Genomic DNA, 15,549 nt, shown 5'->3' with positions numbered 1-15,549 from the left:
ATCACTCATATCACCGCTCCCTTTTGCAGAGCCGTGAATCAGAACTGAGTGTCGAAATCAATGCATCCTGACCCTAAGAGTCCGTAAGACGCACGCTTCAGAAATCATGCGAACCGAGCTGACTGTCCGTTCTGCCACGATCGACCCTTTAAACTCGCACCTGCGGTTTAGGTCCGCAATCCGCCCTCACTTCTCTCCAATAACCTGCTTTGCAAGGATATACTGATACTTGTGAAGTGTCCCATTTTCAATCAGCTTGGCTGCTTGGCCAACATGTTCTGGCAACACATAGAACCACTCCCGCGGATAGACTTTTTTCCCGAAACGGTCGGTAACAAATAGCTCCGCAGGCCGCGCCTGTTCAAAGAACCTGTGCAACAAGTTCTCGACTTTTCTTCGCGACAGGTTTTTCAGGTCGTAGGTGGCAACGATATCGACTGGAGCGAGCAGGAAAGTTGGGTCGTTCCGCGCATCCGCAATCCGACGCCCCACGTCCTGTCCAGTCACGCCAATCTTGTGCAAGATCATGCGTTGCGCTTTGATCGCGGGATCTTCCGAACGGGAACGTGCGACATAGATCGTGCCCGAGAGATCGAGACGATCTGTTTCCCAATCCGGGTCCAGAGGGCCGAAGCCGAGCTTTTGGACAAGCCGGGCGGTCTTGTCGTCGTTTAAAGATTTTCGGAACGACGACATCAGCGGATCGCTTTCCATCCCGTTCGAAAAGATCACGCGCAGCCGGTGATCACGAGAGCCGCCACGGGCCGTCATTTCGGATTTTTCCGCAATCAAGGCCAATAATCCATTTCGGATAAAGACGTCCCCCTCCAACGGTTCAATAACAGCCCATTTTTTGACGGGTGTTGCCTCGCGTTCTCCTGCCTCCAAGGCGCGCTGAACGGCTTCAAACTTCTCTCGATACAGATCGAAATCCCGGCAAGGGACAAACTCAGCACGATGATCGGGCAAGTGACGGTCGGAAGCTGCAGTCGTATGTGTAAGCCTGAATAAGGAGGGATCGACTGGTAGAGCGTCATCGCTGAAAATATCATCGAGGCTATCAGGGATATCTTCGTCTGAGGGTTCGTCTTTCCAAGATTTGGGGGGTGGCTCAATTGCAGATAACAGTCCCAGTCGATCTTCGGAGAGCATCTGCGCGGTGGGGGTTGCTTTGACTGCGTCCCAGATTGCGGCAAGGCGCATCTCGTCATGATCTTCGGCATTCTTATCTGGGAGACGCTTGCGTGTCTCAAAGAATGCAGTGACATCTCCTAAGACCTCAGCCCCTTTGTCACTTTCTTCGGTTTGTCGAGCGGCGCGCGCTCGCACGTCGAGAAGGCCAAACTCGTCCGCTTCAGCGAAGATATCGTCCAACGACGGGCGCGCCATCACAACGCGCCTTCCCGCATCCGTTTAGCCTTCTCTGCTTTCAGCCATGCCAAAGCCTCAGCCATGCGCTTTTCTAAAGGGTCCGCTGAATGCACGTTTGGCTCGCGCCCCTCGGAGGCGCGGAATGCCTTGATCCTGGGCCAGAGCGTGCGTGCCTCGTCTCCGGTCATGTTGACGCGCAGTGCGACCATTGCTGACTGGACATGAGACAATATTTCGGCGTCCAGCGACTTCGAGGCGACCTCAAAGCGTTCGCGAAAAGTATTCACGCTATCGATCAATTCCACATCTAGATCGCGCACGTTGATAAATTTACGCACCATCTGCAGTAGCGTGTTGGGCGAGGAAGCGCTCTCGTCAGTATCCTCATCAGGATATTCGTTCTCAGACGGTGAGCTATTAGGTGATGACGTATCTTCTGCCGCGTTATCTGCGCTTTCACGGCGTGCCAGCGTTAGTATGTTCATGTGTGCGGCCAGGTGTTGGCGCACGGATTCTGCTTCTTCAGAGTCCAACGTCTCATAGCGCCGTTCGATAATGTCAGTCAGGACCATTTGCGTTGCGACTTCGGGAGCGGTGTCGGGCGAGAGCACGCGCCGATCCATTTCCTGATAGGCGGTTGCCATTAAGTCTTGCATGTCTTTCTCGCAGATATCTTTGGCACGATCCGTTGGAGGTTCGACCAGCCCCTTGATTCCGATCGAGATGTTGCCTTCGCTATCTGTCTCGATGGGGGCGCGCACGTCGCCATCTTCGCGACGGTAGAATTTGAAATTGGGCGCGAGAACCTGCTCCATCAGGAGCGATCCAGAAATCGCTTTTAGCATGTCGTTCACCGCGTCCGTGACCACGCCGGTTTCCACTCCTGGCTCGGCCACCAGATTGGTGAAAAGCGCGCGTGGTTTGTCGGGGGCGTCGCGGGTCGCGCGCCCGATGATCTGCACGATCTCGGTCAGCGACGACCGATATCCGATGGTCAGCGCATGTTCACACCAGACCCAGTCAAAACCTTCCTTGGCCATCCCGAGGGCGATTATGATATCGACTTTGGCGCGATCTGCCGCGTCGTCGCGCTTGCCGTCCGGCCCCTTGATCTCACGCGAGAGCGAGGTTTTGACTATATCGCGCCCCGGCCCGTCATCGACAAGATCCGCGATCTTCAGAAGTTGCCCATTGGGGCGGCGCACGAGATCAAAGCCCGTTGTCGGGTCACGCTCTTCATGGACACCAATCAGGTCGATGATTCGACCGACTTCATTGTATTTGTCGTCAAACGCCTCGGGTGAGCCGCGATGCGGAATATGGATGATCGTCTTTTGATCGGGGTTAAGAACGCCGGGCAATCCGTTGACGTAGTTGCCCTTATAGAACTCATAATTGATCCCAAGCGCCTTGAGGTATTCATAGCCCTCAAGTTGTTCGTAGTAGCTGTAGGTGATCTTGGTGAAACGATCCTCATCCTCGGGGCGCAGAACCGGGTCGGAATCTCCGCGAAAATAGCTGCCGGTCATCGCCATGACGTGGCACTCTCCCCGGTTCAGCAGGTCACGTAAAATCACCCCAAGCCGGTTGTTGTCCGATGCCGAGACATGGTGGAATTCATCAATGGCGATGAAGCAGTCGTCGAATGCGTCAAGTCCTGCCTTCGTTACCACCGCATCAACCCCGAAACGGAAGGTGGCGTGGGTGCAAACGAGAACTTTGGCCTCACTCTCCAAGAAACCCTCGAAGGCCTTTACCTTTTCAGTTTGTGCATCCGCGCCGGTCAGGCACAGGTTCCAGCGGTCATCGACCTCCCAATCAGCCTCAAACCCGTAGCTGGTGAGATCGGTGGAACGAAACGAACCGCCAATTGAGGTTTCGGGCACGCAGACAATGGTCTTTTCAAGGCCCTGATGGCGCATCTTGTCGAGCGCTATAAACATCAAGGCACGGCTTTTGCCTGATGCCGGCGGGGCTTTGAGCAGCAGGAACTGCGCAGCGCGGGCGGCATAAGCGCGGGCCTGCATCTCGCGCTGGCCGAGTGTATTGGTCGCAGATTTGGAGCGCCCGTAGGTCACATTTACCATTTCGACCATCATTTGCTCCCCTTCTTATCCAGAGCCTTCACCTTGGCCGCATAGAGCTTGAACAGCTTTTCCAACCGCTCGGTGTCATTGCGGAAGGGGCGGCCGATATACATCTTTTCCAGCAGGTCGTCGTTTTCGCGATGCACGGCGCGCAGATCGTCGGGCATCTTGTCAGGGTCGTAAAGCTCGGCGATCGTCTTGGGGTAATGCGAGTAGCGGCATTTGAGGATGCGCCGGGCTGAGGCAGAAAGGTTTGCCAGTTGATCCTCGGTGAATTTGGGCACCGGAAAAGTGTTCCAGCCAAGGTCTTTAGAATACCTCACCCTTGATTCCAGTTGGCCGCATACCGCGAGAATCCACACTCTGTGAAGCTGTGAAGCTACAATGCTAACCGTCCAATCCGGGGCGTCATACATTACCTGAGTGTTGTCATTTGGAACAACATTAGCTGAAACTATATCTACCGGTAGATATAGCCTTCGTTCGGAGGTAACCCGCGGAACTAGTATAGATTGCTTCTTAGGCAATTTTTGCTCCCGAAATGCATGCGCGCGGCTTGCAAGTTCACGCCCGGCCTCATCGCCCATTTCCAATCTATTGGCGGCAGTTTTTTCAACCCGCCCCTTAATAAAAGGAATCCGCATCGCCTCATCGAGGTCGGCATCCGTGATCCAAATACAATACCGCACGATACCTTTGACGACTTCCTGTGAGCCGACATATTTAAGAATAAATTTTTCTGCCCTTGGGTTTTCGGCGAGAACTGAAGCGCGCTCCTCTTCGCTCAGTATCAGCCCCCCATCATCGTAGGCCATGTTTCCGAAGGACATCGCAGGCAAGCCATTTATCGGACTTCGTGATGGCTTAACGGCTTCTAGCGCAGAATCGATTAGATACCCGTTGATCGTTTTAGCTTGTGTCCGAACCCCTTCCTCGAAAATGGATTTTTCGTTGTTCGACGTTCTCTGCAAGCCCGCGACAATGCACGAAACGGCCGCGTTGGTTGCAGCGTTATTCCGCCACTTGAATGGACGGATTGCAAAAAAAATCTCAACATCCAGCTTCAGAATATTTGGCCAAAGTGTTGGCACAGATGCCCCTTGGCAAACTGAACTCGTAGCAACAAGTGCGGCTTTGGCTCCGAACTGGGCTATATACTTCGTTGCTTTATAATACCAAGGGGTCACATAATCGAGCGATCGATATGGATGGACGTTTCCCTTGAACACAAAGTCCATATCGGCTTTTTGGGATTTATCTTGCTTTGCTTTTCCGCGAAATGGAGGATTACCAGTAATGAATACCTCGTGCCCATCCAACGGCGGTGGGCAGACCTCTTCCCAGTCTATCCGTAGCGAGTTCCCGGTGCAGATATGCGCGGCGTCCTTCAGCGGCAGGGCCGCCGGGCGACGACCGAAGACCTCGGCAAAGCTCGCATTGGCCTGATACTCGGCGATGAACAGTGCCAGTTTGGCCGTCTCTGCCGCGAAGTCCGCGATTTCGATCCCGTAGAAATGGCTGATCGGGATCGCCGAAAACATCGGCATCGAGCCGGGGCCGGTCAATTCCTCGAGTCGCTGTAATATCCGTGTCTCGCGCGCTCGAAGTTCGCGGTAGGACACGACCAAAAAGTTGCCCGAGCCACAGGCGGGGTCGAACACGTGAATGCGCGACATGCGGTCAAGCACTTGTTGCAGACCCTTGGGGCGATCCCACGCCTTGTGGATTTCGGCGTCCAGATCATCAAGAAACAGTGGCCCGATCACTTTCATGATGTTGGGCACCGAGGTGTAGTGCATCCCCAGTTCCGAGCGCTGCTTGGGGTCGGCCACCGACTGGATCATCGAACCGAAAATGTCGGGGTTAATCTCGCGCCAGTCCAGATTGCAGGCGTCGCGCAGATAGCGGAATGCGATGGTGTCAAAGCGCGGTGCGTCGATATTGCCCGCAAATAGCCCGCCATTGACGTATTCCAGTTCGCCCGTCCAAGCGGGCAGGTCGCCACGCTTGCTTTTGGGCAGGTTCATCGCTTGGAAAGCCGCGATTATGGTTTCGCGCGCTTCCTCACCCTTGTCGCCCGCATGGGTGAACAAGAGGCGCGAGAACTGGTTGTCGGGGAAGATGCCCACGTCCTCGGCGAACATGCAGAAGATCAACCGCATCATCAGCTGGTTCATCTCATGCCGGCGTTCGTCACTGCCCCAGTCAGGATTGGCTTTCGTCAACGCGTCATAGAGCCGGGCGAGTTTGCCCGTGGCCTTTACGTCGACAGGGTTTTCTTCGACCGCGCGATAGCGTTCCTTTCCTGCCGCTGGCAGGAAGAAACCAAAGTTGTCGCCAATTTCGTCGAACCGGCAATGAAGCGTGTCCCCTGAAGCGAGGTGTTCAGCGGCGACTGTTTCGCCATCAGTCGCGATCAGAATGGCGGGTTTGGCGGCCTTCGTTTTTTTCGAAGCGCGCAGTTGATCAAGTGTGACATTCGTCAAACCAGCGAGAGCAGGCGCGTAGTGGAACTTCTTGTTGAATAGCACCCCGCCGGGAAGGTCGGATTTGTTGGTTGATCCATTGCGAAGCTTGGCAACTGCGGCTTTGGCCGCGTCCGTCGCCTTGGCAAATGCGAAAGGAAATTCGACTGGATCAAAGGATGCAGCCGCGATTTCAGCCAACTCATCGTAAATTTCTGTCGGGTTCATAAATGGCCTCGGAAGCTATTCTTCATTGGTAGCCAAGCTGTTCAGAGGAAACTACCGAAAAATTAGAGATATTGAACGGCAGCGCACCAATTGAGCGTGGTGACGTAAGCGGTGGAGCATCGGCGGGCCGCGCCAAACGTGAGCCTAGCCGCCCAATACGGCGAAGATCACCCCGAGGAGCTCAATCGATTGTAGGGCTGGAGCAAAGAGCTTGGGGCGTAAGTCTGCGTTCGAAAGACTCCGCGTGGGGCGCAAAAGTCAGGCCAAACCCACGCGCCATTGAGAAAATTCGCGTCGATCACGAGTATTTTATCGCGGCGATTTGGTGGGAGCTTGGGAGGTCGTTTTCTCGGCGGCCCTTCCTTACTTAACGAAGTTATAAGGTAAGGAAGGGATTTCGCATCTGAAATTTGAAACATGCCATTTCTTTTCTGTCGATCGTTGCGGCAAGGCTACAGTTCAGGGGTGTCGGTGAATTTTGCGACTTTCGCCTTAGCGTCCGATTGGCTATTGTGGCCGCATGTTGATGAACCTGCATATTCCCCTTGTCGCATCGCGACTGATACGCTGATCCGCTTGGATTAAGCGTGACGTGCTGGTTTCGTCCTGCTCTCCCTTGATCGTTATTTTTGAGCATATGACTCAAGAATAGTTTTTCCGCCATTCTGGTGGAATACGATCAACGGATTGCCGTGTCCTAACAATGGACCTCGAATCCAAGTCATCCCGCAAAATCCACCTTCCGGCAGCGCCATTTCGATTCGGCGCCGGCTGGAAACCTGTTCCTGACACTCCGCAACGCGAGAGCCGGGACTGATGCCGTGTCGATAAGCCAAAATTGGCTCGCCGTATTTAATACGGTTTTCGCACAGGGCCTGTATAGCGCCTCCGAGATGGAAAGAAGAAGACATGTCGCAAGTATACTTGAACGATCAACGGGCGCGTCCCCTGAGTAACTATACTTTTTCGCATAAGATACTGAATACGTGTCAATTTTTCGAGCCATTCATAATTGGTCGAGAATAAGGCCATTTTGTGAATCCGCGTCTTTAGGCTTTTCCGGAAAGCAAATTGACGCAATCCAAATGTCATCGAACCGAAACCAGGAGGGCCGCGATGAAAGATCCACCTTGAAAAGAAAAAGGCGCACCGAAGACGGCGCGCCATAGGTAACGACCGAGAACGGTCATTCAAGCATATGTGTTCATAGACCCGAATACGGGCAGGCGCAACTCCGTTCCTCGGTCACATCGCAATTCCACGAAAACCCGGCTTTTGCCCGGGAATGAGGAAGATATGACCAAAAACATGAAACCACCGACCTCTCGGCTTTATGAGGCTGATTGGCCTCCGGCCCCTCAGCCTTATCAGAATGATCCGCCGCCGAAGCTCGCCGCGCCATCCACGGCGAACCGCAAGATCAACCGTCACTCGCGTGAGCATTGCACGGGTCAGGTCACTGTCGGTCCGGGCGCAGGGCGGGTCGTGCATCTGGAGAGCCATCTCGAGCTGTGCTGGTGCCTCATGCTGATGTTTCGTGCGAGCACGGCGGATTTGCGCGAGCAGGTGAAGTTCGACTGGGAGGACGAGATCGGCGAGATGCACAAGCATTGGTTCGATTTCGTCGTGACCGAGGAGGACGGTTCGCGGATCGCCTATTCGGTCAAGCCGCAGGTGCGGGTGTCCCCCCGCTTTCTGAGCGAGATGTCGCAGATTGCGCATCAAGCGCGGAAATGTGGCTTTGTCGACGATGTCCGGCTGCTCACTGATGAGATCCTCGATCGGATCGATCTGTTTAACGCCAAGCTCTTCTTCGCCTATCGGCGGGCAGAGCCGGAGGCAGATCTTCTGGCCCATGAAATCCATGAGGCGATGTCCGGCGTGTGCAAGCTCGGCGAGCTCGTCGCGTGCTTCGACGAGGCTGGTGATGGGTTTCGCGCTTTTGTGCGGCTGATCCAATCCGGCCATCTGAAACTCGTCCGCCACGAGCAAATCTCTCTCAATTCCAATGTCTTCAAAGCAAAACAGGTGACCAAATGACTCTCCAATTCGGTAGCGCTATCTCCAAGCAGCGTCTCGCTTTCGCCTCGACCGACCGTGTTTCGATCGATACCCTCTCGATGCGTCCCGTCAGCTCCAACGAGGAGGGCTGGATTTTCCAGATGGATGATGGCTCGGGGTGTGCGCGTAGCTATCCCCATCAGGAACTGAACCAATTTGCCGCGCAAGGCCGGCTTTTCCATGAAATCGGGTATTTCTTGCCCGAGACGGCGAAAGCGCGCCTCAAACAGGCGCATTTCCTGACGGCGGAGCTGCCGAAGCGTCAGCGCCTCGCATATGCAAAGCGTAGCGCCTGGGTCGCTGCATTCATGGAAATGGTGCGAAAAGGCATGAAGGTCACCGATGCCTCCATTCAGGCGAACCTGAATGAGTTGCGCGCCCGTGCTCAGGACTTCGTTAATGTGTCGCGCAACCATGATCTTCAGGCAACGAAAACAACCGACTTTTTCCACGCACCTTCCGCGCGCACGCTTCGGCGTTGGTTGAAGCAGCATGAGGAAGCGGGCGCAGCCGGACTCGTCGACAGGATCGGCGCGCGCGGAAACCGGGGTAGTCGTATGACGCCTGCGGAAATCTCGCTGATGATGCAATACGTCCGTGATTTCATGTCTGCCGCGAAGCCGACAGAAACCAAGATCGTGAAAGATGTCGCGAATGCATTTGAAGCGGAGAACATGAGGCGCGTCGCCAATAACGAAGTGGAGCTTCGCGTTCCAAGTCGCACAACGGTTCGTTCGGCAATCCGATCACTGGATCCCTATCAGGTCGCTGTCGCACGGCACGGCATTGATTACGCGCGCAAGAAATATGCGCCGGTCGGGAACGGCTTAATCCTCACCCGCCCACTTGAACGTGTCGAGATTGACGAATTCCGCGTCGATGCGATGACGCTGATGTCCTCGACAGGGCTGGACGCGCATCTAACTGCGGATGAGCTAAAAGAACTCGGGTTGGACGGCGAAAAGGCGCGCTGGATGATCACTGTGGCCATCTGTGCGACGACACGTTGCATCGTTGGTATGGTGATCAGTCGAGACGCCAAAGGATCTGCGGCGAAACAGGTCTTGCAGATGGTGGTGTCGGACAAAGGGAAGTGGTCGGATGCAGTGGGGGCGCTCGGGGTTTGGTGGATGTATGGCCGCCCGGAGCTGATTGTCACCGACAATGGGACCGCTTTCATTTCCGAAACCTTCCGCCACGCATGCGCGGATCTCGGTTGTGGGCATGAATTCACTCAGCCGGGCACCCCAGAAATGCGTGCCCGGATTGAGCGCCTGTTCCGCACGATCTCCGTGACGCTTTTACGTCGTCTGACGGGTCACACCTTTTCGAGCATCACCGAAAAGGGCAATTCCGATCCGAAAGCCCGCGCGGCCCTTACGTTTGACGACTTCGCCTTCGCGATGGTTCGTTGGATTGTGGATATCTACCACAATCAACCGCATGAAGGACTGGACGGAGAAACGCCGCTAGATTGCTGGCGTCGTCTGACGCGGCAATATGGTGTTGCGCCGTCACCCTGCAATCGTGAGTTCCGCTTGATCTTCGGGGAGCGCCTTTCGCGCAAACTCGACAAGACCGGCATCACCGTAATGGGCCTTCGCTATCACTCGGAGGAACTGGCAGTCTGGATGAACCGCAATGAGGAAGCGGAACTTGAGGTCGCATGGCACCCGCGCGATATCGGGGCAATCCTTGTTTGGTTGGACGACAAGAGATGGATCGAAGTGCCTGCACTTGATCCGCGGTTCCACGGAGTGGCGGCCCAAACATGGATGATTGCCGCTCGGCATCTGAAGAGCGTCCATCCGCGGCGCAAGGAGTTCGATCACGACACCATCTTCGCCGCGCTTGACGCCATCGACGCACGCAATGCCGAGGCCATGGCGTTGGCTGGCCTCCTCGTGGAGGACTGGAACGAGGAGAAACTCGCTCGCATCGAGAAGCGCCTCTTCGTGGGTTTCAAAGAGTCGACGCGCCCGCAGAGCGAGGTCGTGCCTGCAGCCGATGGCAAGCCGGGCACGTCCATTTCTGCCCCGGTGAAGCCCACCAAAGCTGCAACCAAGCGCAAACCGAAATCCGGCAATTGGGACGTGGAGGGCTGAGACATGAACAACATGGCAAAGACAGCACGGATCCTTGAGGATTTGCGGGGGATTCATGTGGGAACTCCCAGGGATGCGGAATTCGCATCCCACCTGCATCGCCTGCTTGCGCATGATGCGCAGGGACACCCCTTGCCGTCAGCGTTGCGGTTCACCAGCACCGGTGAGACTCGTGGGATCATGGTCGTTGACGAGCCGGGAGGCGGCAAGACCACTCTCGTTAAGCGCGGCCTCGATCGCTGCGCGGCCCTACAAGCGGGACCAGATGGGCAGAAGCGCTACCTTGATGTGGTGGTGCCAAGCCCTGCGACCCTAAAGAGCGTAATCCGTGAACTGCTGAAGGTGAGTGGCTATCCCGAGGTGTCGAAGCAACGGGAGGGCTGGTCGATGATGGAGCTATTACGAGAACGGGCTTCCCTGCTTGGAACCGTGGCGATCTGGATCGACGAGGCACACGACTTGTTCTGTGCAGACCGAAACCTGATCCTGCGTGCCCTGAAATCGTTGATGCAAGGCGACTCGGCCGTCATCGTGATCCTGTCGGGGACTGCGGCACTAGCCGAGGTCGTGCGCTCTGATCCGCAAGTCCAACGCAGGTTCACCAGTCTCATTTTGTCGCCTGTCGATCCGGACGCGGAGCACGACCAAATTAGTGGGCTGATCGAAACCTACTGTCAGCGCGCCGGACTTGCGCCGCCCATCGAACGTGATCTCGTTGGCCGCCTTACCCATGCCGCCCGCTATCGCTTTGGTCGGACTGTGGAGAACGTCGTGAATGCAATCGAATGCGCTTTGATGAACGGCGACGACCGGTTGGACATCGACCATTTTGCGCAGGCTTACGCGATGCACGAGGGCGCGCTGCCGGAGCGCAACGTGTTCTTCGTCGAGGACTGGTGGAACATCAAGCCGGACCTGAAACAGGATGAGGAGAGCACATCCCCAACACGCCGGAAGAAACGGAGGAAATCGTGATGCAGCTTCAACCCTATCTGCCGTTTCGGGTCGACGAAACCGCTCTGTCCTGGGCCACTCGCCTTGCCGCCTTCCATACAGGAGGGCGGTTAGTGCCGTTTCTGAACGATCTGGAAATCTCCCCACAAGATCTTGCTGCGGGCGATGATGCGACACTTGAGCGCCTGTGTTTCAAAGTCGGCCAAGACCCGAGGCCGGTTCGCCACAATGCAATCACGCGTATCGCCCCGCGCCAGTATCGCCTCCGCGGCGAGACTTTTCGCGCCGAGTTCACCACCGGGGTTAATACGCGTTTTTGCCCTGCGTGTTTGGCCGAAGATGATGGTGGGCATGCGCGCAGTGCCGTCGCACGCGCGCATCAATTGATCTGGAGGCTGCAGCCCGTGCGCGTTTGCCCGCGTCACGAACTTGAGCTCGTCGAACGTCGTCTCGGAGGCTGGGATGATTTCTTGCATGAGTTGCCGGTCCTGGTGCCGGAGACACGCGATCAGCTTTTAAGTTTGGCTGAGCAAGCACGCTCCGAAAAACCAACCGAGCTACAGGGCTATGTGCTGGCGCGGCTGCATGGAAAGCGGGGTCCGGCATGGCTGGACGCGCAATCTATTGAGCAGGCAACACGGGCAACGGAGATGCTCGGAGCTACTTTGGCATTTGGCACAGAAGCTAAGTCGGCAGATCTGGATTTTCAGGACTGGGTCAGCGCTGCGCGACATGGCTGGCCTTATGTCTACGCCGGGGAAGAGGGCCTGCGGCAAGCGTTCAGCGAGTTGCAGGAGGCTGCGAAGGGTAAGGGGCGCACCTGGCAAAGCCGGGGTGGCGTATACGGGATGCTCTACCGTTGGCTTTCCGCAAACCACGCGGCGAGCGATCTCGGCCCGATCCGATCTATTCTGCGCGAGTTCATCATTGATACCACGCCGATGAAAATTGGTCAGAAGCTTCTTGGAGAATATGTGGCGCAACCTAAGATCAGCTCCGTGGCATCGATCGCGAAATCCTCATTTCTGCATCCCGGGACATTGAAAAACGTCCTGCAGGTTGCAGGTGCGATGCCGAATACAGAGGACGGAAAGAGCGACAGCGGGTCGATCGTGAAATATCGCGAAATTGAGAAATTGGTGGAGGCCGCGAAGCACGCGGTGCCGGTCACGCAAGTGCCATCACTCCTCAATGCGTCGCGCCCGATGGTTGCGGCATTGCTCGAGTTAAAGCTTCTCGTTCGGGTTCAGGATCACAACGTCCTGAAAAGCAAGATTGGCAAAGCGATAGACGGTCGCAGTATCATCCACTTGCTTCAACGCTTGAATACCAAGTTCGAAGTGGTTGGCAGCGTTCCCGAAACGCACACGCCTCTTGCGAAAGCTGCTGAAAAAACGCGTGCGCCAATCAAAGTGATCTTGGAACTCGTTTTCGATGGGCATCTCACGAGCACGGTCAGGTTGGCTGAAAAGGAGAAGTTTGCCTCCCTCTTTGTATCGCCAGCGGACATCACCGCGATACTCGATTGCCCGCCGAACGGTGTCTCTGAAGCGGTTCGATTTTCAATCTGACGCCAAGATCCCTCTGATCTCGTCAAGCAAGTTGTAAATGCCGCCTTCGGGCGGCATTTTTTTAAAGGTTTTGATGGACACTATATGCTTTTAAAATGGACAAAGGTGCGGCGCACGCGATAATTTAGTCAATAAAATCAATGACGAATATCATGAAAATGGACATTTTATGGTGCATCCTACACAGAAAAAGCAGATGAGTGCGCAAAAGAAAGCATAAGGCTGCGCAAAGGGTGTCAAGATACTTCTTCGACTCTGAGCGCCCTTTGAAGTTCTGAGATTTCTTGCTCGAGTTGTGAAGACGGCAAAACTTTTGGTTCTGTCGTCTTTGCTTTCGCGCCTAGCGTGGTTTTGGTTGGGGCCGCAGACCAATCGGTTTCAACTCAAGACAAGGAGCGTCAGGCAATTGAGCTATGCACTATTCATGGCGTCGATCATTTGAACTCGCCGCCCTTTGAGAAGGCTGCCGCTCACGGCCCGGAGCTGCCGTTCGGTGTAGGATTCAAGCGCGACCGGTTGCGGTTCTAACTGGACATTCGCCCCCACGCTGCCAAAGTCCGACCCTAAAGGAGTTCGGGTGCTCGGCACGAGACAAACTGGCTGGTTGGAATCCGTGTATCAAAACGACTCCAAAGGTGCGCCGCACACGCTAAAGCTCTTTGATCATTCCGTGGCATCGTTAGATGCCTGCCAAAAAGAAAATTATGAGGTTTCGATGTCATTGCTCTCCGGCGATCCGCTGACACAGCTCGCTTTCTCGGTCTACGAGAATAGAGGAGTCTATGCCTTGCTTATCGGCTCTGGGCTTTCTCGCGCCGCTGATATTCCGACTGGCTGGGAGATCACGCTTGACCTTGTTCGCCGCGTTGCCGCAGCCCAAGGCGTCGAAGAGCAGGACGACTGGCAGGCTTGGTATCAGGAAACCACCGGGAAGGACCCGAATTATTCCGAGCTCGTTGGCGAACTCGGCCTTTCACGCGATGAGAGGCGTTCCATCCTGCATAGCTACATAGAGCCGGATGATGATGACCGAGAAGAAGGTCGCAAGCTTCCGACCCGCGCGCATCACGCCATAGCCCGGCTTGTTCGCGAAGGTTATATCCGCGTCATCATCACTACCAACTTTGACCGCCTCCTGGAAAATGCGCTGCGAGAGCAGGGGATCGAGCCCACGGTCGTCGCATCTGTAGACGCTTTGCAGGGTGCGGAGCCGCTAACCCATACAAGCTGCTATTTGCTCAAACTCCATGGCGACTACAAAGATGCCCGCATCCTAAATACTGACGAAGAGCTCACGGAATACCCGCCGGAATATGATGGACTGCTGGACCGGATCATCGACGAGCACGGTCTAATCGTTTGCGGCTGGTCCGGTGAGTGGGACCATGCGCTGCGCGCATCGATCTTGCGCGCCCCTGCAAGGCGCTATCCGCTCTTCTGGGCAACACGCGGCGGTAAACTTGGTGACGGGGCGCAGGAGATTACCGATCACCGTCATGCGCGCATCATTCCCATTGATGATGCCGACAGCTTCTTTACAGGGCTGGAGCAGCGTGTGGAGACACTGGCGCGAACGCACCGCCAGAATCCTATCAGCGTTGATCTGCTGGTTAATGCGGCCAAGCGCTACCTCGCCAAACAAGAACACCGCATTCAGCTCGATGAGCTCTTCACAACCGAGACCCGGAACCTAATCGAAAAAATTGAAGCAGCGGGACTCGCGCCGCAGGGACATTTCAGCGCGGATGAGTTCCAGCGCCGCATTACCCTTTACGAGTCGTTCACCGAGCCGCTTGCGCGTATGGCAGGCGTTCTCGGTCGCTGGGGTGATGGCAGCGAATTTTCACTGGTCGGTGATGTCATCAAATGCCTATGCGCCCATGCCGACCGTGAAGGGGCGGGGCTCAATGTCTGGCTTGAGATCAGAACCTATCCGGCAGTGCTGGTATTTACCGGCTATGGCTTGGGTCTTGTCAGAGCGGGGCGCTGGCGGGAGCTGCACCGGCTGTTCAGCCTGCCGGTTAACAAACGCCATGACCCTGAAACCATGCGCGCCGTGCAGCGCCTGTTCCTATGGGCCTGGGAAGGCGGCAACAACGACTATTGGAAACATCTGGAAGGCCTTGAAAAACGCAAGACCGCTCTCAGTGACCATCTGTGCGATCTTTTTGCCGCGTGGAGCAAGTCTTTCGTCGGCGTGCTGCCAGATTTTGAGCGGTTATATGAAAGCTGGGAAATCCTCGGCAGCTTGACGCATCTGGAGCGTGCCGAAAAAGACGAGCTCAATAAAGCCTTGGTCGAAGAGCCGCGTAACGGCTGGATATGGTGTCCGGTTGGCCGCAGTGGTTGGCACAGTGAAGTGCGCCGAGGAATCCTCGAGGAATTTCTAAACTATGCGACAAAGGTTGAAATCTTGGAGGCTGGGTTCGCAAAGGGTGATGAAGAGTTTCTCCAGAAGGCAGTCGAAAACTATCTGCGGCTTGCAAGTAGGATGGAGTGGTAAACGATCTGGTTCTGGCAGGCAGCTGAACGCTTGGCGCGTGCTCGTTACACGATGGCGTATCGTGGTAGGAAAGTCTGGTTCGTCGGAGAACCGTAGCAGACTTTCATTTGAAACGCGGCGAAGGTCTGCTTCTCTAATTGGGTGTCTGGGTCAAGCTCGTTTTCCTTCTTTTGAATGATCAAGGATCGTTTGTCCGGGTCACGC

At 55.6% G+C, this 15,549-nt stretch carries 8 protein-coding genes; 5 read left to right on the top strand and 3 right to left on the bottom strand.

Translation table 11 applies throughout. The features are described from left to right. Positions 1-186 precede the first annotated feature (186 nt). From ACN0SD_RS19480 to ACN0SD_RS19470, 3 genes are read right to left on the bottom strand one after another with little or no spacing between them, the layout of a single operon-like run. On the bottom strand, positions 187-1,389 hold the full coding sequence (locus ACN0SD_RS19480) for a GIY-YIG nuclease family protein (protein ID WP_417809860.1): 1,203 nt from the start codon (positions 1,387-1,389) through the stop codon (positions 187-189). After that, entirely contained in the window at positions 1,389-3,470 is a 2,082-nt protein-coding gene (locus ACN0SD_RS19475; RefSeq protein ID WP_417809859.1) for a DEAD/DEAH box helicase, read from the bottom strand. The genes ACN0SD_RS19480 and ACN0SD_RS19475 overlap by 1 nt, the downstream gene beginning before the upstream one ends. Next, positions 3,467-6,151 (bottom strand): class I SAM-dependent DNA methyltransferase, encoded by a 2,685-nt coding sequence (locus ACN0SD_RS19470; RefSeq protein WP_417809858.1) that lies wholly within the window; start codon positions 6,149-6,151, stop codon positions 3,467-3,469. Before ACN0SD_RS19470 ends, ACN0SD_RS19475 begins: the two co-directional genes overlap by 4 nt. Before the next feature lie 1,296 nt (positions 6,152-7,447). On the opposite strand from ACN0SD_RS19470, the gene ACN0SD_RS19465 reads away from it, so the two are divergent. From ACN0SD_RS19465 to ACN0SD_RS19445, 5 genes are all read left to right on the top strand, one after another. Then, on the top strand, positions 7,448-8,191 hold the full coding sequence (locus ACN0SD_RS19465; RefSeq protein ID WP_417809857.1) for a hypothetical protein: 744 nt from the start codon (positions 7,448-7,450) through the stop codon (positions 8,189-8,191). Positions 8,192-8,313: 122 nt separating this feature from the next. After that, the gene (locus tag ACN0SD_RS19460; RefSeq protein ID WP_417809856.1) at positions 8,314-10,317 is read left to right on the top strand and encodes a DDE-type integrase/transposase/recombinase; all 2,004 of its coding nucleotides are present in this window, start codon (positions 8,314-8,316) and stop codon (positions 10,315-10,317) included. A 3-nt stretch (positions 10,318-10,320) separates the two neighbouring features. Beyond that, positions 10,321-11,292, top strand: coding sequence for a TniB family NTP-binding protein (locus tag ACN0SD_RS19455; RefSeq protein ID WP_417809855.1), 972 nt, complete (start codon positions 10,321-10,323; stop codon positions 11,290-11,292). After that, positions 11,292-12,842: a TniQ family protein gene (locus ACN0SD_RS19450; protein ID WP_417809854.1), complete on the top strand. Its 1,551-nt coding sequence runs from the start codon at positions 11,292-11,294 to the stop codon at positions 12,840-12,842. The genes ACN0SD_RS19455 and ACN0SD_RS19450 overlap by 1 nt, the downstream gene beginning before the upstream one ends. A 577-nt stretch (positions 12,843-13,419) precedes the next feature. Beyond that, entirely contained in the window at positions 13,420-15,345 is a 1,926-nt protein-coding gene (locus tag ACN0SD_RS19445; protein WP_417809853.1) for an SIR2 family protein, read from the top strand. Positions 15,346-15,549: the final 204 nt, after the last annotated feature.

This window comes from Thioclava sp. (genome assembly GCF_048263065.1).
GTDB lineage: Bacteria > Pseudomonadota > Alphaproteobacteria > Rhodobacterales > Rhodobacteraceae > Thioclava.
Note: the sequence above shows the minus strand (reverse complement) of the source record. Positions and strands in the feature narration are given on the sequence as shown.

Coding starts and splice junctions, on each gene's coding strand:
- ACN0SD_RS19460 (WP_417809856.1), top strand. CDS start 8,314: ATGGATGATGGCTCGGGGTGTGCGCGTAGCTATCCCCATCAGGAACTG.
- ACN0SD_RS19465 (WP_417809857.1), top strand. CDS start 7,448: ATGACCAAAAACATGAAACCACCGACCTCTCGGCTTTATGAGGCTGAT.
- ACN0SD_RS19475 (WP_417809859.1), bottom strand. CDS start 3,470: ATGATGGTCGAAATGGTAAATGTGACCTACGGGCGCTCCAAATCTGCG.
- ACN0SD_RS19450 (WP_417809854.1), top strand. CDS start 11,292: ATGCAGCTTCAACCCTATCTGCCGTTTCGGGTCGACGAAACCGCTCTG.
- ACN0SD_RS19480 (WP_417809860.1), bottom strand. CDS start 1,389: ATGGCGCGCCCGTCGTTGGACGATATCTTCGCTGAAGCGGACGAGTTT.
- ACN0SD_RS19470 (WP_417809858.1), bottom strand. CDS start 6,151: ATGAACCCGACAGAAATTTACGATGAGTTGGCTGAAATCGCGGCTGCA.
- ACN0SD_RS19455 (WP_417809855.1), top strand. CDS start 10,321: ATGAACAACATGGCAAAGACAGCACGGATCCTTGAGGATTTGCGGGGG.